Genomic DNA, 17,632 nt, shown 5'->3' on the forward strand with positions numbered 1-17,632 from the left:
ATAGAATTCATGAAAAACGTAAGAGTTAAACAAGAAGTAAAAGTCTTTGCGCCGGCAACGGTTGCCAACGTGATATGTGGTTATGATATATTAGGCTTTGCTTTAGATAGGCCCGGTGATGAAGTCATTATGAGACTAAAAGATGAACCCGGCGTTGAAATTGTAAACATAGAGGGAGACGATGGCCTGCTGCCTCGTCGTGCAGAAAAAAATACGGTCAGTGCGTCTGTTCAGAATTACCTGAAGCAGATTGGTCAGCCTGATCTTGGTATTGAAATTGAATTGTTCAAACAGATGCCGATTGGCAGTGGTTTAGGGTCGAGTGCTGCAAGTACGGTTGCTGGCTTGTTTGCAATTAACCAGTTGTTAGGTGAAAAGCTAACCCGGAAGGAATTGTTGCCGCTGGCCTTGAAAGGTGAGGAGTTGGCCTGCGGGTATCCGCATGCGGACAATGTGGCACCGTCACTACTTGGAGGCTTTACGCTCGTTCGGAGCTATGAACCCTTAGATGTGATTCATTTGCCGGTACCACCGGATTTGCATTGCGCCGTTGTTTTTCCGCATGTCGATGTTCCGACCAGGGATGCGCGAGATATGATCCGTAAAAATGTGCCGCTAAAGGGAGCTGTGAAGCAATGGGGCAATATTGCCGGTCTTGTAAGTGGCTTGTTTATGAACGACTATGATCTTATCTCTCGAAGCATGGAAGATGTACTTATTGAGCCAACACGAGCGATCCTTATACCGGAATTCTACGAGATGCGCAAAATCGCCATGGAGGTTGGCGCGCTTAGTTTTGGTATCTCGGGTTCCGGTCCTTCGGTTTTCTCCTTTACCAAAAGCGCAGAGCTGGCGGCAGAAGTTGCCGAAGCAATCAAATATCAACTTAATCAAAATGAGATCGAGTGTAACACCTACATATCCTCTGTTAACACCGAAGGTCCAAAAGTTCTCTAACTAATATCCATCCACATGAAATTTTATAGTACCAATAATAAAAATATATCCGTCTCCTTTAAGGATGCTGTTTTTAACAGTCTTCCCAAAGACAAAGGTTTATACATGCCTTTATCTATACCAAAACTTGACGCTGAATTTATCGAAAATATTAGTAACCGAAGCTTTCAAGAACTGGGATTTGAAGTGGCTAAGGCCTTCATAGAGGATGATATTCCCGAGCAGGAACTCAAGCGTATAGTCGACGAGACACTCAGTTTCGAAGCGCCCGTTGTAAAGCTGGATGACGATAGCTATGTTCTAGAACTTTTTCACGGTCCGTCTTTAGCTTTTAAGGATTTTGGTGCTCGTTTTATGAGTCGTGTTATGGCCTACTTCTCCCAGCAGAACGAGGTTACACTCGACGTCCTGGTAGCTACTTCGGGCGATACAGGAGGTGCGGTAGCCTTAGGATTCGACGGGGTGCCTCATACGCGTGTTACCATCTTGTACCCGAAAGGGAAGGTCAGTCCTGTGCAGGAACTTCAGCTATGTAGCAACGGGCCTAATATTCAGGCTATCGAGGTAGATGGTACATTCGATGATTGCCAAGATCTTGTTAAAAAGGCATTTCATGATCCTGATATAAATAAAAGATTGACTTTGACATCTGCGAACTCAATCAATATTTCACGCTTGATACCTCAGAGTTTTTATTATTTCAATGCCTACCGTCAATTAGCCATTAACGGTATAGATGATCCCGTCTTCGTCGTTCCCAGCGGCAATTTCGGTAATCTTACGGCGGGGCTGCTCGCTTATAAAATGGGATTGCCTGTCAAGCACTTTGTGGCTGCGACTAATGCTAATGATGTTGTGCCGCGTTTTCTTGCAGGTCAAGATTACGATCCGCAACCAGCGATACAGACGATTTCCAACGCAATGGACGTAGGGAATCCAAGCAACTGGAGTCGCATATTGGATTTGTTTGATCACGACGCAGACGGGCTTAAAAAGCTTATTACAGCATATTCCTTCAATGATGATGCGACGCACGTTGCGATGGAGCAGATATTCCAGAAGGATGGCTATATCGCCTGTCCTCATACAGCCGTCGCTTGGTTGGCCGCACAACAATATCGTTCGGAGCATCCCAGCGATGATGCCATCGTGTCTTTGTCGACCGCGCACCCTTGTAAATTCCCGGATGTGTTCCCTGCGCCCATGCGCGCTAAAATCAATACACCGGAGGTAGTCAACGATTTGATGGGCAAAGAACAAAGCAAAGTCAAATTAAGTAACAGTTATGATGATTTTAAAGGCTTTCTCATGGCATATTAGGATAAAGCTCAATAGTTAGTTACTTTTGCGACCTATCGCGCTGTTTCATGAAAACAAAATCCATTAGCGGCTATCAAGGTGCTAGTCAAACAGTATATCCCATTCTGTTTGCCATTAGCTTTTCGCATCTTTTAAACGATACTATTCAATCGTTAATCCCGTCTATTTACCCATTGATCAAAGACGACTTCTCTTTAAGCTTTTCGCAGATCGGGATGATCACCCTTGTTTTTCAGATGTCATCATCGCTTTTCCAGCCTATTGTGGGGAATGTAACCGATCGCCGACCTTTTCCATACGCCCTGCCTCTAGGCATGGCTTTTAGTCTATGTGGTTTGGTGATGCTTGCATTTGCCGGCAGTTTTCACTTGGTATTGGTTTCTGTGGCGTTTATTGGACTCGGCTCATCGGTTTTTCATCCCGAAGCATCCAGAATGGCTCATGCTGCCTCTGGAGGTAGAAGAGGCTTAGCTCAGTCGATTTTCCAGGTCGGCGGCAATACGGGTAGTTCGATCGGTCCCTTGCTTGCGGCTATTATCATCGCGCCGTTCGGAAAGTTTAATGTGATTTACTTCTCCATCGCCGCTCTAATTGCTATTGTTGTGCTGATTAGAATCGGATCCTGGTACAAGCCCAAAGCACTTCGTGCTCAGGTGTTAAAGCGGAGAAAGGTGCCTGCTGAGAAGTCCATTTATCCCAAGGCGACCATTGTGTCGTCTGTTATTATTTTGTTGGTACTTATATTTTCCAAATACTTCTATTTTGCAAGCATTACAAGCTACTTTACGTTCTATTTGATCGATAAGTTTGGTGTATCGGTTCAGTCGTCACAGATTCATTTATTTATGTTTCTTTTTGCCGTCGCGGTAGGTACGATGGTCGGAGGTCCGGTAGGCGATAGGGTAGGTCGTAAGTACGTTATCTGGGCATCCATCTTAGGAGCCGCGCCTTTTACCTTGCTTATGCCTTATGCTAATCTGTTCTGGACAGCCGTCTTGTCGGTCATCATAGGTTTCGTTATCGCGTCGGCCTTTTCCGCGATACTGGTTTACGCTCAAGAATTACTCCCGGGAAAGATTGGGCTTGTCTCCGGTCTTTTCTTTGGTTTTGCTTTTGGGATGGGAGGGATCGGTTCTGCCTTGCTAGGCCAACTTGCAGATGCAACAAGCATATCCTATGTTTATCACATCTGTTCGTTCCTTCCTTTGCTCGGTTTTATTGCCGTTTTCTTGCCGAACCATAAAAAGTATAAAGTGAAAAATTGATATCAATTAAAAATAGATATAAATAGTATAGGAATACTGATTAATAATAAATTATAAAATAGCATAGAAAAAATCTATAGCTCAAAAACGCATAAAATGACACTAAAATCGGCAGAGAAATTAGCGATCTTGACTCAGAAGACTGAAGGTAAATACGATGCATTTTTATATGACTGCGATGGTACATTGGCGAACAATATGCCTTTGCATAAAGCAGCCTATGTGAAAGCTGCTTCTAAATATGATATTGCATTGGACCCGAATTTAATCGACGAGTTGGCTGGATGGCCGACGGTCAAGGTGGCGGAGGAAATCAACCGACGATATGCGTCCAATTTGGATCCGGTGACTTTTGGAAAGGAAAAGTCGCATTTGTATGTAAGCGAATTTATTTCTCAAACGCAGCCGATCGACTATGTAGTCGATCACCTCAAAGCACACGTCGGCAAGATAAAAATAGCTGTTGTCTCCGGTGGAAGTCGCAGCACGGTTGAGAAAACGCTGACTACCTTAGGAATTCTTCCATATATCGAGCTTTTGGTTTGTGCAGGAGAGACCCCAAAAGGCAAGCCTTTCCCTGATCCCTTTTTACGTGCAGCAGAACTATTGGACGTTGAGCCCGGCCGTTGCGTCGTGTTCGAAGACGGTGATCCCGGAGTTCAAGCTGCTGAAGCTGCCGGAATGGACTGGATACGTGTCGATCAGATCTAGATGCTTAGATCTTGATCTTCGCACCGAACGAGAAATTCACCAAAGGCGATGCATTAAAATAGCGACCGCCGTAAGCATTGATGTCATTACCCAAACTGTATTTCTCGTTCAAGATGTTATCTGCACTGAAAAATAAATTTAGTCCTACTTTGCTGACCCTTGTTGTATAATCTATTTTTGCTTGCAGCAGATTGAAGCTGTCAGCAAATACGTCGTTTGCATCGTTTAAAGGAATAGTAGAAGTATACGTATGTTGTATGTTTAAGCTCAGTTTCTTAGGTAATTTGGCATAAACTGTATTTACAACAATCGTAGAAGGTACTCCGGTGAGTTTATTTCCTGAATAATCATTACCATCATTTACATAATCACCAAAGTTGAACTTACTCAAGGTTAGGCTTGAACCTAGCTGGATTGCTTTTAGAAAGCGCTGTTGATCAGCTTCCCATAAAGTTGAATGCACAGACAGCTCGAGGCCGCGTTGCTTCACCGAGCCTGCATTCAGGAAATATTCGGCTCCGTTCTCGCGCGATTGACGGACCAGCCCATCTTCCATCTTATAATAGAATATTCCTGCATCCGCTTGAATCCATTGGTTAAACCACCGCAGCCCTGTTTCATAATTCCAGCCTGTTTCTGCCACCAAGTCGGTGTTGATAATACGGTCAGATGGTCTAACCTCGGCCGTTGTTGGAGGCGAGTATCCGCGCCCTGCTGAAGCGCGCCAACTGAGCTCTTTGTTCAATACGTAGGACAACGCAATCCTCGGCATCCATTCTCCCTGAAAATCAATCTTTGAAAAGTCGGCTTCAGCCTGCGGATAAAGACCTTTAAAAGAATAATGATAGTAATTGAGACTGTTAGCCAGTTCTACATAAAGACGTTTTTTCCAGTCGGCTGTAAACCGAGCAAAGTAAAAATACTGACCCGAGCGAAAGGCGTCGCCCGATTGCTCGTCGCCCTGTACGCCGCCATTATTATCATAGTTCTTGATGCTAGCATGGTTTTTTTGCCATTCCATTCCGGCACTAAGTATCCAAGAGAGATCTTGGTTCTGTTTATTTTGAAAGTTGAAATAGGTTCTGAATCCGTAATTTTTCTCAATCCTAAATTCATAATTGGTAATAAACGGATTTTCGAAATCGGTATACGTTCCAAAAACGCTTAATACATGACTTAGCCGATTGCTGATCTTCGCATCATGAACGATTCCTCCGAATAAGGTTTTGTTATATATTCCTGCTTTTTGTTCTGCAGCGCCCGGATTTGGACCTGCAGCTTTTCGTGCCGATGTGGGGTCTTCATCATACTGTTCTTTATTTAATCCTCCCGGTGTCAGGTAATGCATGTTAGAGTAGAAGCCGAGTAGGCGGATCTCATTTGTTGGAATGTAGTTGTAGCGGTGCACGGTTTGCAAAAAATGGCGACTCATCGCACTGTTTTCACGATAGCCGTCCGCTGATACATAGGCATGGTTAAAGCTGAAGCGGTAGCGGTCGTCTGGCTGATATCGGATATCAACCTGTTCTTGAAATAAACCATATGATCCAGCTGTTAAACTGGCCTTTACTTCATCTTTATGTTTGCCAGAACCGTAAGGCGATAGTAAGACAACGCCACCGGAATTGGCACCGAACAGACTGCCGTCAGGCCCTTTCAATACATTGATTTCAGAAATGCTTGCCGCATCAATCAGGTTTAGATAAGTGTTCCCGCCAGCATCTGTAAGTGGTATCTCATCATAATACACTTTTACATTTCTTACCCCGAAAGGCGAGCGTAACAAACTGCCCCGAATGGATAGACGAAAGCTTCCGGGTGAACGTTCTTCCATCCGCACTCCTGGAACCGTATTAAGGCTTGGTAACAAGCTTGTCTGGTCGTGCCTGTTCAATTGCAGGCTATCAATATGTCCGACAGAGGTCGTTAATCTGAATAAGGGTTGTTCTTGCAAATAGGCTCGCACGGAAACAGCTTTCAATGTCTGCGTACTATCGCCTGAATATACTTGGGCTGAACTGGAAAGTGTACAAAAAGATAAAATGAATGTAAGGATGAGGAATGGAAGGGTGTCTATTTTATTCACTACGACAATGTTTTTTAGCAATTCTATTAGAAGCTTAAAGGTACATATTATTGCTTGCAATTTATTCTTAACTTAGATGGATGAGCACACCGTTCCGCAACTTTAATGATATAAAGACCTTTTTGGACGATAAGGTTGAACAATACAACCGCCCGCAGTTTATTGAAGATGACCCGATTGTTATTCCCCATCAGTTTTCATTACAACAGGATATTGAAATCATGGGTTTTTTTGCAGCTGTTTTGGCATGGGGGCTGCGTAAAACCATTATCTCTAAATGCCAGGACTTAATCGCACGGATGGATGGGAAGCCGTACGACTTTGTTGTGAATCATAAGCAGAGCGATCTAAAGGTTCTACTTGGTTTTAAGCACCGTACATTCAATGATACCGATCTTCTGCACTTTATCCGATTTTTCAAGCATCACTATTCGCACTATAACTCGCTTGAAGAAGCCTTTATACCGCGTGTTCCCGACGGCGAGTTTAGGGATGAGTATATTGAGTTTCAGTCGGGTGATGAGATCGTAGTCGAGAGCTCATCCGCATGCTTTTTGAATAAGCTTACGCGCCCACCTCTGTCGGTCGAGGATGCGCTGAACCATTTTAAGGCTTATTTCTTTAACATGGAAGATTCCCCGGCCCGTACCAAAAAGCATGTCAGTTCACCTTTACAGAATTCTACTTGTAAGCGACTCAATATGTTTCTACGTTGGATGGTTCGTGATGACGATAAGGGCGTGGATTTTGGTCTTTGGAATAAAATTAAACCCGATGCCCTGATTTGTCCATGTGATGTGCATGTCGACCGTGTCGCTAGAAAGCTTGGTTTAATTGAGCGTAAACAAACCGATTGGAAGACTGCATTGGAACTGACAGAGAACTTGAAGGCCTTTGATCCGAAAGATCCAGTTAAGTATGATTTTGCACTTTTTGGCTTAGGGGTAGAGAAGGCGATGTGATCTTTAAATGAAAACAAAAAAAGGGGCGATGATCTAAATATCATCGCCCCCTTGTCTAAATTTATAAATTGTATTACAAGTGAATTACTTCACCATAAGCATCAGCCGTCGCTTCCATAATAGCTTCGCTCATTGTTGGGTGAGGGTGAACAGCTTTCAGTATTTCATGACCTGTCGTTTCCAGTTTGCGCGCAACTACTGCTTCTGCAATCATTTCCGTAACATTAGCGCCAATCATATGAGCACCTAGTAGTTCTCCATACTTGGCGTCGTAGATCATTTTAACAAAACCATCTTTTGCGCCAGCTGCACTTGCTTTACCCGAAGCCGAGAATGGGAATTTACCAATCTTCAGCTCATAACCCGCTTCTTTTGCAGCTTTTTCTGTTAGCCCAACGGATGCTACTTCCGGTGAGCAGTAAGTACATCCAGGAATGTTGTTATAGTTAATTGGGTCTACATCCATACCGGATATTTTTTCAACACAGGTTATACCTTCAGCCGATGCAACGTGTGCTAGGGCTTGTCCCTTTACAATATCACCGATAGCATAAACGCCATCAACATTGGTTTTATAGTATTCATCGACAACGACATGACCTTTTTCGGTTTTTACACCTACAGCTTCTAATCCTAGGTTCTCGATATTTGGTGTAATACCAACCGCTGAAAGTACCACGGTAGCCTCCAGCTCTTGCGTTCCTTTTGAGTTTTTAACCGATACCTTGTTTGTAGAACCCGATTGTTTTACGGCGGTAACTTCCGAACCAGTCATGATTTTAATACCGGCTTTTTTCAGACTTCTTTCCAATTGCTTTGAGACTTCTTCGTCTTCAACCGGAACAATACGGTCCATAAACTCAACGATGGTCACCTTGGTGCCAATCGCATTGTAGAAATAGGCAAACTCAACACCGATAGCTCCGGAACCAACTACAACCATCGATTCTGGTTGCTTTTCCAGATTCATCGCCTGGCGGTATCCAATAACATTTTTTCCATCTTGTTTCAGGTTTGGAAGTTCTCTAGAACGTGCTCCTGTTGCCAAGATCGTATGTTTAGCTGTATATTCTTTTTCAGCACCATCTTTGTCTTTTACCGAAATTTTTCCTCCCTTTTTGACGGTTGCCGTACCCATAATTACGTCAATCTTGTTTTTCTTCATCAAGAATTGGATTCCCTTACTCATACCATCAGCAACACCGCGACTGCGTTTAACTACGGCGGAAAAATCTACCTTACCTCCATCTACCTTAATACCATAGTCTTCCGCATGATTCAAATATTCGAAAACTTGCGCACTTTTTAACAAAGCTTTGGTTGGAATACAGCCCCAATTTAAGCATATACCACCTAAAGCTTCGCGTTCGATAACAGCTGTTTTGAAACCTAGTTGTGATGCTCTGATTGCTGCTACATAGCCACCTGGGCCACTTCCAATAACAATGATGTCGTAATTCATATTTTTAAATGTTAACGTTCTTAATATTTAACCATCATGAAGGTTCGCTCTTCTGCTACAAACTTACATAAATTTTTAGTTTTGATTTAATAGTTACGACAACTAGTTTTATAGCCTACTTATGAGCCATTTACCACCTGTTTAACGGTAAGATAATATTATTAACCTTAGTATAATAGAGAGCTAATGTAATGGAAATGACGAAGGGTTAGCTTTGCCAAAAAAACTACTAATCCATTAATTATGAAGAAGTCTTTACTTTTTTTCTTAATGTTGTTCACCAGTGCTGTACTGCATGCGCAGGTAACAACAAGCAGTCTCTCGGGGACGGTTCAGGAACCTACCGGAGAAAGCGCGATCGGGACCAGTATAAAGGCTACCCACGTGCCCAGTGGTACAACTTACTCAACCGTTGTTAATGAAACGGGAAGGTTTAACATTCCGAACATGCGTGTCGGCGGGCCCTATACCGTTGAAATGAGCCACGTAAGTTTTCAAACGTCGACCTTTGAAAATATTATCCTATTGCTAGGTCAGCCTTACATTGTCAACGCAACTTTGAACGAGGGGGGAACTCAATTAGGAGAAGTTGTTATTATGGGGCAGGGTGGTTCTAAATTGAATACGAACCGTACAGGGGCCAGTACAAACATTAGTACCGATGCACTTGAGACCTTACCTACCATTAGCCGCAGTTTGACCGATTTTACCAGGTTAACGCCTCAATCTTCGGGAACATCTTTTGCAGGAAGGGATGGACGTTATAATAATTTGCAGATTGATGGCTCGAACTTCAATAACGGCTTTGGCTTGAGCGATGCGCCACTCCCCGGTGGTAACTCACAGCCTATATCGTTGGATGCAATCGAAGAAGTACAGGTAAATATTGCACCTTTTGATATCCGTCAGAGCGGATTTACGGGTGCTGGGATCAATGCGGTTACCCGCAGCGGTACCAACACCTTTACCGGATCGGTTTACGGATATTATAACAACGAAAATTTCCAAGGAAACAAGATCAATAATACCGAACTGGATGAAAGTGAAGAGGCCACGACTAAGAACTATGGTTTTCGTTTAGGAGGTCCCATTATCAAAAACAAACTATTTTTCTTTGTCAATGCTGAGCGTGTAGAAGAAACCGGTGCCAATGCTTCTGGTGTTAACCTATGGCGGGCTTCAGAGAATGGCGTTGCTGATCCTGACCGCAATATTGCACGTACAAGCATCGCTGATTTGACGGCTGTAAAAGATCATTTGATCAATCAATGGGGTTATGATCCGGGGCGTTACGAGGGTTATGCCAATGACGCAAAACAGCATAGTACGAAGTTGTTAGCGCGTATCGATTGGAATATCAATGATGTTCATAAGTTGGCCGTGCGCTACAATCAGGTGGTGGGAGTTTCTAACTCATTGACCAATGCATCATCCGGTCCGTCACCTCGCTCAAGTACAGGTCGCGTCAGCTCGAACTCGATTTCTTTTGAGAATTCAAACTACGGAATGGAGAATACGGTTCGGTCAATCACTGCTGAACTTTCAAGTAACTTTACTCCGAGCCTTTCAAACCAATTTTTAGCAACCTACAGTAAAATCCAAGACAAAAGAACATCGAAAAGTGATGTGTTCCCGATGGTCGATATTTGGGATGGAAGTGCCACCGGAACCAACTATATGACTTTTGGTTATGAGTTGTTTACCTATAACAACGATGTGGTTAATGATAACTACTCCTTCGTAAACAACCTGACCTACGTCACAGGTGATCATACGATCACGGGAGGGGCAGCCTTTGAAATGCAAAAATTTGGTAATGCCTATGTACGGATGGGAACTTCATACTATCGCTACAAATCAGTAGAAGATTTTCTTTCTACCGGCGGGCCAAATGAAGCAGCACCCATAATGTTTGGACTAACGTATCCTTATGAAGGAATGGACCCTTATAGTCGCGTTAACTTTGGTCAGGCTTCTTTGTATGTCCAAGATCGCTATACGGTCGATGATCGTCTGGACGTTACTGTCGGATTGCGAGCAGAATTGCCGATTTATCTGAACGACTTAACTGCCAATCCGGGTATTAACAGTCTGGAATTATTAGATAGAGACGGCAACCCCAAAAACTACGATTCTGGCAATTGGCCAAAATCGCGTATCATGCTATCCCCACGTATCGGATTTAATTATGACGTTGAAGGTGACCGTAGTTTAATATTACGCGGGGGAACAGGAATCTTTACAGGTCGTGTTCCTTTTGTTTGGTTAACCAATATGCCTACCAATGCTGGGGTTATTCAGAACAATGTTGAACCTAGGAGCTATGATGCAGTAGCCGATTGGATAGGAGGAATTCGCTTCAATCCAGATCCTTATCACTGGCTAAACAATCCGGTTCCGGGTTCTGAAGACGTGTTTATCAAAACACCCTCAGGCGGTAACCCAAGTTCTTTTGCCCTGGTAGATGATGAATTTAAAATGCCAAAAATATGGCGGACAAGTTTCGGTGTGGATTATCAGATTCCAAATACCCCATTGACGGCTATAGCAGATCTTTTATATACACGAGATATTAATGCGGTGTATCAGTTTAGCGCAAACCGGGCAAGAAACGTTGGAAAAATGAACTATGCTCCCGGCGATGATCGCGATTTTTATACGAGCGAAAATGTAGCATACAATGAGGATCTCGGAGCTAGTAACGCTACTATTCTAACGAATACCGATGAAAAAGGACATTCGTATAGTGCCACCATCGGTCTAACATTGCCACAGCGCATCGGTGGTTTCGCAGGAGGTATTTACTATACCCATTCGGGTTCTAAAGAAGTATCCAGTAATCCCGGTTCCAATGCTTCGTCCGCATGGGAAAATAGCCCGTCGATCAACAATCCGAACGATCAGTTCTTATACCATTCAGCTTACGCACTTCCACACCGTGTCAATGCCAATATATCGTACTCGGTTGAGTACCTGAATCATCTGGCAACAACCTTCTCGGTGTTCTATAACGGATCGCACCAAGGCCGGTTCTCGTATCAGTATAATTCTGATTTCAACGGTGATGGTACAGCTTCAGATCTGATTTTCTTGCCGCAAAACACGTCCGATATTACCTTCGTTGATATCACAAATGATGATGGAGTATTATTTACTGCGGCAGAACAAGCAGAAGCATTTGATATTTATGTCGCTGAAAATGATCTGGAAAAATACAGGGGCGAGTATTTGGAGAGAAATAACTTCCTAATGCCTTGGCTGAATCGTTTTGATATCCGCATTGCGCAAGAGATTATGGCACCTCTGGGTAATCGTAAACATTCGCTGGAAATTAGTTTAGATATCCTTAATTTCGGTAATTTGTTAAACAAAGAATGGGGCGTCCAGCAAACCTTGAACAACGCTCAGCGACTATTGATTCCTGCTAGCGTCAGCGCAACGAACCCAACGTTCAATATGATGACTGTTTCAGAAGAAAATCAGGTTGTATTACCAACCAGTCCTTTCCGTGATGTTGTTTCCTATAATTCAACTTGGAAAATGCAATTAGGACTTCGTTACTCGTTCTAAGTACCGAACCAACTTATTAAAACACGGAATCGTCTATTTTTTAAACAAAAATAGACGATTCTGTGTTTTTTTTTAAACGAGACTTAAAAAGCGCACGATGAAAAGAGAGTCAAATTTAAAAGCTACAAAAAAGAGTGCTAAAAAAACAGCCCCCAAAGCACAGAAACAGAAAGATCAACCAGGCGATGAATACAAAATGAACCCTCAACCAGATTCCACACCCGATGACCCTCGTGTTGGACGTTTAGAAGGAAAGGTAGCCGTAATCTCTGGTGGTGATAGCGGAATTGGACGAGCGGTCGCTTTAGCTTTTGTAGCAGAGGGCGCGTCGGTCGTACTTGCTTACTACGATGAAAAAAAGGACGCTCGGGAGACGAAAGAGCTTGTTGAAAAGGCCGGCGGAGAATGTTTGCTTATATCAGCCGATGTTTCGAAAGTAAAAGCATGCGAGAAAATTATCTCAAACGCAATCGACAAATTTAAGAAAATTGATATTCTGATCAACAATGCTGCGGTCCAATACCCACAAAAGGCACTCACGGATATTACCGATGAGCAACTCGAAAAAACATTTAAAACCAATATCCTTTCTTATTTTTATTTGACCAGAGCGGCTTTACCCTATATGAAAAAAGGAGTTAGTATTATCAATACCACATCGGTTACCGCATATCGCGGTAGTGGACATCTCATTGATTATGCATCCACCAAGGGCGCGATTGTGGGTTTCACGAGATCACTGGCAACCAACTTGGCAAAAAAAGGTATTCGTGTCAACGGTGTGGCCCCTGGGCCTATCTGGACCCCTTTAATTCCTTCAAGTTTTGATAAGAAGCAGGTGGCGGAGTTCGGAAAAGATGTGCCACTGGGCAGACCGGGTCAGCCTAATGAGGTCGCACCTTCCTATGTTTTCCTGGCTTCAGATGACGCAAGTTATATGACCGGACAGATTATTCATCCGAATGGTGGTGAAATTATCAACGGATAAAGGCTCCTAAAAAAATATTCTTAGTTTTGTAGGATGATAAACCTACACGATTGGAAGGCTACGTAAGCACGTTATGAAGAAGTGGCTAACCATTATCATTACGATCTGTATCCTCATTTCCTTGTACTTTTTTATACAGGCGACCGACATGAATCGTGTGTTATCGTCTGTTTCTCGTGTAGGTTATCGCTTTGCTGTTTTGATTCTTGTGACCGGTCTGGCTTATCTTTTTGCTACAATTAGTTGGCAGTACTGTCTGGGTGATAAGCGGAAAGAAGTCTCTTTAGGAAGACTATACGTAATTCGGCATATCGGAGAGACGTTCACACTTTTCAACCCCGCAAGCGTTGTGGGCGGAGATTCGCTCAAGGCCGTTATCCTTAGTAGGTCCGGAATCGATACAAAGCGGGCAGCGGCTTCAGTTTTGCTATCGCGACTGATGATGATGGCTAGCCAGCTAACGCTGTTTATCTCTTCTTTTATCACCTTGATGTTTCAAATGCCGGCACTGCGACTGTTAGATTCAAACGCACATGTTGCCGGAATCTTACCTTTCCTATCCAGCCGATCCAAGTCGCTCCGCCTGAAGATGCAAACCTTTCTCCGTGAGGTGCCACCCTTAATTCGAGAGAATAAGAAGTACATGGTATTATCCGTATTATTTGCGGTCCTACACTGGATATTCGGTGCTTTGGAATTCTACTTCATCCTTAAATTTCTGAATATTGATATCTCCATTGTCCAGGCATTGGTAATCGACCTAGGTGTAGTTTTCTTCAAGACTGCCGGAGCATTCATCCCCGGGCAGATCGGTTTCGAAGAGTACGGCAACAAGATTATGCTATCCATCGTCGGCGTTAACAGTGACGAAGTCTGGATCACAGCTTCCATTCTAAGAAGAGCCCGCCAGATTGTATGGATCGGAATCGCCGCAGCCTTTTACTTTCTATTCATCGGGAAAAAGAACCAGGTTAACGAGAACCAGGTTAACGAAGAAATCGATTATTAACTTCGAAAAGCAATTTCGAAAGTACATTTTCGTTTAACGAAACCATCCGGTAGAATTTTCATGTTCGTAATCTTATAAATCAGTTTCTCTGTATTCACAGCTGGCCGACAAATTCCCATAGAAACCCACTAAAATTATTTTTCGGATTTGGAATAAGATGAGGTGATGCCTCTCTTTTTTCCTCAAAATTGCTTTGAGATCAGACGGACATTGGACGGACATTCGACGGACATTGGACGGATATTAGACGAGTAGATCCGACTGATATCCGACTAATATACGGCTAAGCTAAGTCTTTGCTATATATCATAATCGTGTAAAATCGGCCGCGGTTGGCTCTCGGGTCCTTGATTTTGATCGGGGGATTGCCGATATTGAAAATTTAATTTTTACTTAATATTTTTTAGTATGGCGATTTATGAAGAAGGGGTTTTAGGTCCGTTTGAAGGTCGTGTTGGAAATGTTATCGGTTATCGTTGGCGCGGTAAATTTGTTATGCGTAGTCGACCAAAATCTAAAAGAAGGGGACAATCAACCGAAAAGCAACTTGCCAGTCGCGCGCGACTGCGTTTAATGCAAGCTTACCTACAAGAACGGGTTGATTTTATTCGCAAAGGGTTTTCTTTAGCTCCGGAGTTGAGCAAGATGTCGGCGTTCAATGCGGCGATGTCCTATAATCTAAAGAATTCCATCAGCGGAGAGTATCCAGACTATCAAGTCGACTTCAGTAAGGTGGTATTCTCGCGTGGCGAATTAGTACTGCCAAAGGACATCCATATGAGCCAAGAGGGTGATAGATTACGAGTGTCATGGAGTACCGAGATAGAAGAGGATGCAAGCTCCAATGATCAGGCGATGATTATGCTTTCGGGAGTTGAAGATCCAACAGGTAACCACAGTGCGAATTCACGTGGTGCCGGCAGTGATGCCATTGATATCGGGAGGTTAAAGCCCGGGACTGAATTGTTTGTTCATATCGCATTTATCTCGGACGATCGGCAGCGAGTTTCAGACAGCAAATACCTCGGCTCCATCATTGTTGAATAAAGAAAAGCGTTATTCACTGAGCTTTTGGAGGAGGTCGCACAACTCTGCGACCTTACTCCATTGCGGATTGTGATCGGAAATCAAGATCTCCACTGGCCATCCGCGTTGTTTCGCTCGTTCAGCAAAACGTGCAAAATCATCTTCTTCCGGCTTTTTGCCCTCGTCGACGGTCAGGATGTATGCAGTCGGTAGGTTTTTAGCGCGACCTTTAATAGCAATGGGCTGTGTAAAAGTCTTTAGAGACTGTGGGACATCTTTCGGGAGTGGGTCTTCGTCCTTTACCCAAGGCGGGACAATAAAGCCGTTTTTAGTCATCTTCTCAATACCCGGATTGCTATTCTGCCCTTGTGCAGTGAATGCACTTTCCCCATTGTTCGGAACAAAGGCGTCTAAGTAGATTAATTTCTCTATGCGGTTCGGAAGACTATCAGCTACGCCAGTAATGACCATGCCGCCGTAACTATGCCCTACAAGGATGATGTCATTTAAGTCTTCAAAAAGAATGGTATTGACAACGTCTTTGATATGCGTGTTTAAATCGACATCAGGTGTCGCCAAATGTACTCGTTCGCCCTGTCCGGTTAAGCTCGGTCGGTAGACTAGGTTTCTTTTGGAAGTAAGAATAGAGTCAGCATTTTTGAAGGCCCATGAACCGCCCCAAGCGCCATGTACGATGACATAGGTTTTTCCTGTAGATTGAGCATTTGCCTTCGGTGCTTGCAACAATAGCAACAGGCTTAAGAACAGAACCATGGTGATGGAACCGATGTTTCGAATGGTAGGAGTCATCATATCAGAAGATTTGGTTAGTATGAAGATAGAGTTTTTTTGGTAAAATGCATTAACTTTTCACTTCCGTTAAAATTAAGCCCCTCTTAATAAGGCAGTTTAATAACTATTGTCAATTTTTTTAAAAAAAGGCTTGACATGAATGTAAAACTGCCTATATTTGCATTCACCAAAACAAACGCGAAAGTAGCTCAGTTGGTAGAGCGCAACCTTGCCAAGGTTGAGGTCGCGAGTTCGAACCTCGTCTTTCGCTCCAAATAAAAATCCCTTAATGTAAGGGATTTTATGTTTAAACCAGTGTCGTATGACGCTTTTAAACGCTGAAGTGGTGGAACTGGTAGACACGCAGGACTTAAAATCCTGTTCGCCCTAAAGCGAGTGCGGGTTCGATTCCCGCCTTCAGTACTGAAAAAAAGTGGGAATACAGAGCGTAGGCCCACTTTTTTATTTAACCAAAAAAACCAGCACCAAAAACAACACCATACCCGAAGGGAGACAAAACGGTTTTCTTATAGACTTATATTGTTGGTCTCTAGTATCATATTATTCTTCGCATTCGCAATTCGCACTGGCGACAAAAACGCCATTCGATGTCATTTCGGTATAATAAGAACGGTCAAAAGTGAATTCAGCATCTATCGGAACAAGCTTCACTCGGGTCATATTCTCTACACCGCCTTCTGTTTTCATTATCGTCCCCGATACTTTGAACCGTATTCGCTGTTCTGAGTTTTCCAATACGTTAACGGTTAGCACGCCATCTTCCGGTGTGCTATCCATACGATAAGCGTATTCGCCTAGATCGGGCCGATTAAAATCTAATGCTGTGGCAAAATCGACAGAATATGATGTTCCTGCAGCTGTATTGCTGTTAAATAGCCCTGACGGTTCGCTACTTAAGTCGAATGCAGGGAACAGTTGGCCGTCGGGTTTAGCTTGTCCGACACTCAAAATAAATTTCGATTTTCCGTCTGGACCAGATAATGATGAAAAGAGCAAATGGTCTTGTCCAAATTGATTCGCGTTTGTTGTTTGGCCCTCCAAAGTAATTTTGTACCAGCATTGGTCGTTACCTTCTTTATCAGATATCTTTTCTTTGGAACAAGATGTAACCGTGAAAGTTACGCATGCTAACCAGGTTGTAAATTTTACGATTGTTCTCATTTTTATTTTCATTTTTTTTTTAGTTCATAGAGCTTCATAGTTTCTTTTCCTATTTAAACCAAAAGTATTGTGTTAGTATGAATCCAAACACCCCCTAAATGGGGTTTATTTAATTTGAACGATTATTTGGTAGCTTTTGTGATATTGGCTGCTATTGTGATAAATGTTTTGACAAACTGTAAATCCATTTTCGATAAAGTAGATTGAGTGACAATTCTAAATAAAACGGACAGTTTACTAGGTCAATCTAGTCATATACTAAATCACTATAGGTCTGCATGTTTCAATTCAATAATTTAGGG

Annotated in this window: 13 protein-coding genes and 2 tRNA genes; 11 read left to right on the forward strand and 4 right to left on the reverse strand. The window is 43.1% G+C overall.

Features of this window, described 5'->3' with window-relative positions; genetic code table 11:
- Positions 1–9: 9 nt before the first annotated feature.
- From WKR92_RS11820 to WKR92_RS11835, 4 genes are all read left to right on the forward strand, one after another.
- Positions 10–957 carry a homoserine kinase gene (locus WKR92_RS11820; RefSeq protein WP_375558042.1) on the forward strand — a complete coding sequence of 316 codons (948 nt, stop codon included), beginning with the start codon at positions 10–12 and terminating at the stop codon, positions 955–957.
- A 15-nt stretch (positions 958–972) separates the two neighbouring features.
- Positions 973–2,277 carry a threonine synthase gene (thrC, locus tag WKR92_RS11825; protein WP_375558043.1) on the forward strand — a complete coding sequence of 435 codons (1,305 nt, stop codon included), beginning with the start codon at positions 973–975 and terminating at the stop codon, positions 2,275–2,277.
- A gap of 47 nt (positions 2,278–2,324) precedes the next feature.
- Positions 2,325–3,542, forward strand: coding sequence for an MFS transporter (locus WKR92_RS11830; RefSeq protein WP_375558044.1), 1,218 nt, complete (start codon positions 2,325–2,327; stop codon positions 3,540–3,542).
- A gap of 96 nt (positions 3,543–3,638) precedes the next feature.
- Positions 3,639–4,253, forward strand: a complete 615-nt coding sequence (locus tag WKR92_RS11835; RefSeq protein WP_375558045.1) for an HAD family hydrolase — start codon at positions 3,639–3,641, stop codon at positions 4,251–4,253.
- A gap of 4 nt (positions 4,254–4,257) precedes the next feature.
- On the opposite strand, the gene WKR92_RS11840 is transcribed toward WKR92_RS11835, so the two are convergent.
- On the reverse strand, positions 4,258–6,339 hold the full coding sequence (locus WKR92_RS11840; protein ID WP_375558046.1) for a TonB-dependent receptor: 2,082 nt from the start codon (positions 6,337–6,339) through the stop codon (positions 4,258–4,260).
- 80 nt (positions 6,340–6,419) lie between these two features.
- Here WKR92_RS11840 and WKR92_RS11845 point away from each other — a divergent pair, with 80 nt between their 5' ends.
- Positions 6,420–7,301, forward strand: a complete 882-nt coding sequence (locus WKR92_RS11845; protein WP_375558047.1) for a TIGR02757 family protein — start codon at positions 6,420–6,422, stop codon at positions 7,299–7,301.
- Between the two features lie 73 nt (positions 7,302–7,374).
- On the opposite strand, the gene lpdA is transcribed toward WKR92_RS11845, so the two are convergent.
- Positions 7,375–8,763, reverse strand: a complete 1,389-nt coding sequence (lpdA, locus tag WKR92_RS11850) for a dihydrolipoyl dehydrogenase (RefSeq protein WP_375558048.1) — start codon at positions 8,761–8,763, stop codon at positions 7,375–7,377.
- Positions 8,764–9,006: 243 nt separating this feature from the next.
- Between lpdA and WKR92_RS11855 the strand changes: the two genes are divergently transcribed.
- From WKR92_RS11855 to WKR92_RS11870, 4 genes are all read left to right on the forward strand, one after another.
- Complete coding sequence (locus WKR92_RS11855; protein ID WP_375558049.1) at positions 9,007–12,333, forward strand: TonB-dependent receptor; 3,327 nt, start codon at positions 9,007–9,009, stop codon at positions 12,331–12,333.
- 97 nt (positions 12,334–12,430) lie between these two features.
- Positions 12,431–13,321, forward strand: a complete 891-nt coding sequence (locus tag WKR92_RS11860) for an SDR family oxidoreductase (RefSeq protein WP_375558050.1) — start codon at positions 12,431–12,433, stop codon at positions 13,319–13,321.
- A gap of 73 nt (positions 13,322–13,394) precedes the next feature.
- Complete coding sequence (locus WKR92_RS11865) at positions 13,395–14,330, forward strand: lysylphosphatidylglycerol synthase transmembrane domain-containing protein (protein WP_375558051.1); 936 nt, start codon at positions 13,395–13,397, stop codon at positions 14,328–14,330.
- A gap of 408 nt (positions 14,331–14,738) precedes the next feature.
- Positions 14,739–15,377, forward strand: a complete 639-nt coding sequence (locus WKR92_RS11870; protein ID WP_375558052.1) for a DUF6266 family protein — start codon at positions 14,739–14,741, stop codon at positions 15,375–15,377.
- A gap of 9 nt (positions 15,378–15,386) precedes the next feature.
- On the opposite strand, the gene WKR92_RS11875 is transcribed toward WKR92_RS11870, so the two are convergent.
- On the reverse strand, positions 15,387–16,169 hold the full coding sequence (locus WKR92_RS11875) for an alpha/beta hydrolase (protein WP_375558053.1): 783 nt from the start codon (positions 16,167–16,169) through the stop codon (positions 15,387–15,389).
- 177 nt (positions 16,170–16,346) lie between these two features.
- Here WKR92_RS11875 and WKR92_RS11880 point away from each other — a divergent pair.
- A tRNA-Gly gene (locus WKR92_RS11880) sits at positions 16,347–16,422 on the forward strand.
- 63 nt (positions 16,423–16,485) lie between these two features.
- Positions 16,486–16,571, forward strand: a tRNA-Leu gene (locus tag WKR92_RS11885).
- 138 nt (positions 16,572–16,709) lie between these two features.
- On the opposite strand, the gene WKR92_RS11890 is transcribed toward WKR92_RS11885, so the two are convergent.
- The gene (locus tag WKR92_RS11890; RefSeq protein WP_375558054.1) at positions 16,710–17,330 is read right to left on the reverse strand and encodes a hypothetical protein; all 621 of its coding nucleotides are present in this window, start codon (positions 17,328–17,330) and stop codon (positions 16,710–16,712) included.
- Positions 17,331–17,632 lie beyond the last annotated feature (302 nt).

Origin of the sequence: Albibacterium profundi (assembly GCF_042159835.1) — a bacterium.
GTDB lineage: Bacteria > Bacteroidota > Bacteroidia > Sphingobacteriales > Sphingobacteriaceae > Albibacterium > Albibacterium profundi.

What these genes read in the sequence shown, in the direction of transcription:
- WKR92_RS11845 (WP_375558047.1), top strand. Translation starts at nt 6,420, where the DNA reads ATGAGCACACCGTTCCGCAACTTTAATGATATAAAGACCTTTTTGGAC.
- WKR92_RS11820 (WP_375558042.1), top strand. Translation starts at nt 10, where the DNA reads ATGAAAAACGTAAGAGTTAAACAAGAAGTAAAAGTCTTTGCGCCGGCA.
- lpdA (WP_375558048.1), bottom strand. Translation starts at nt 8,763, where the DNA reads ATGAATTACGACATCATTGTTATTGGAAGTGGCCCAGGTGGCTATGTA.
- WKR92_RS11835 (WP_375558045.1), top strand. Translation starts at nt 3,639, where the DNA reads ATGACACTAAAATCGGCAGAGAAATTAGCGATCTTGACTCAGAAGACT.
- thrC (WP_375558043.1), top strand. Translation starts at nt 973, where the DNA reads ATGAAATTTTATAGTACCAATAATAAAAATATATCCGTCTCCTTTAAG.
- WKR92_RS11830 (WP_375558044.1), top strand. Translation starts at nt 2,325, where the DNA reads ATGAAAACAAAATCCATTAGCGGCTATCAAGGTGCTAGTCAAACAGTA.
- WKR92_RS11875 (WP_375558053.1), bottom strand. Translation starts at nt 16,169, where the DNA reads ATGATGACTCCTACCATTCGAAACATCGGTTCCATCACCATGGTTCTG.
- WKR92_RS11860 (WP_375558050.1), top strand. Translation starts at nt 12,431, where the DNA reads ATGAAAAGAGAGTCAAATTTAAAAGCTACAAAAAAGAGTGCTAAAAAA.
- WKR92_RS11855 (WP_375558049.1), top strand. Translation starts at nt 9,007, where the DNA reads ATGAAGAAGTCTTTACTTTTTTTCTTAATGTTGTTCACCAGTGCTGTA.
- WKR92_RS11865 (WP_375558051.1), top strand. Translation starts at nt 13,395, where the DNA reads ATGAAGAAGTGGCTAACCATTATCATTACGATCTGTATCCTCATTTCC.
- WKR92_RS11890 (WP_375558054.1), bottom strand. Translation starts at nt 17,330, where the DNA reads ATGAGAACAATCGTAAAATTTACAACCTGGTTAGCATGCGTAACTTTC.
- WKR92_RS11870 (WP_375558052.1), top strand. Translation starts at nt 14,739, where the DNA reads ATGGCGATTTATGAAGAAGGGGTTTTAGGTCCGTTTGAAGGTCGTGTT.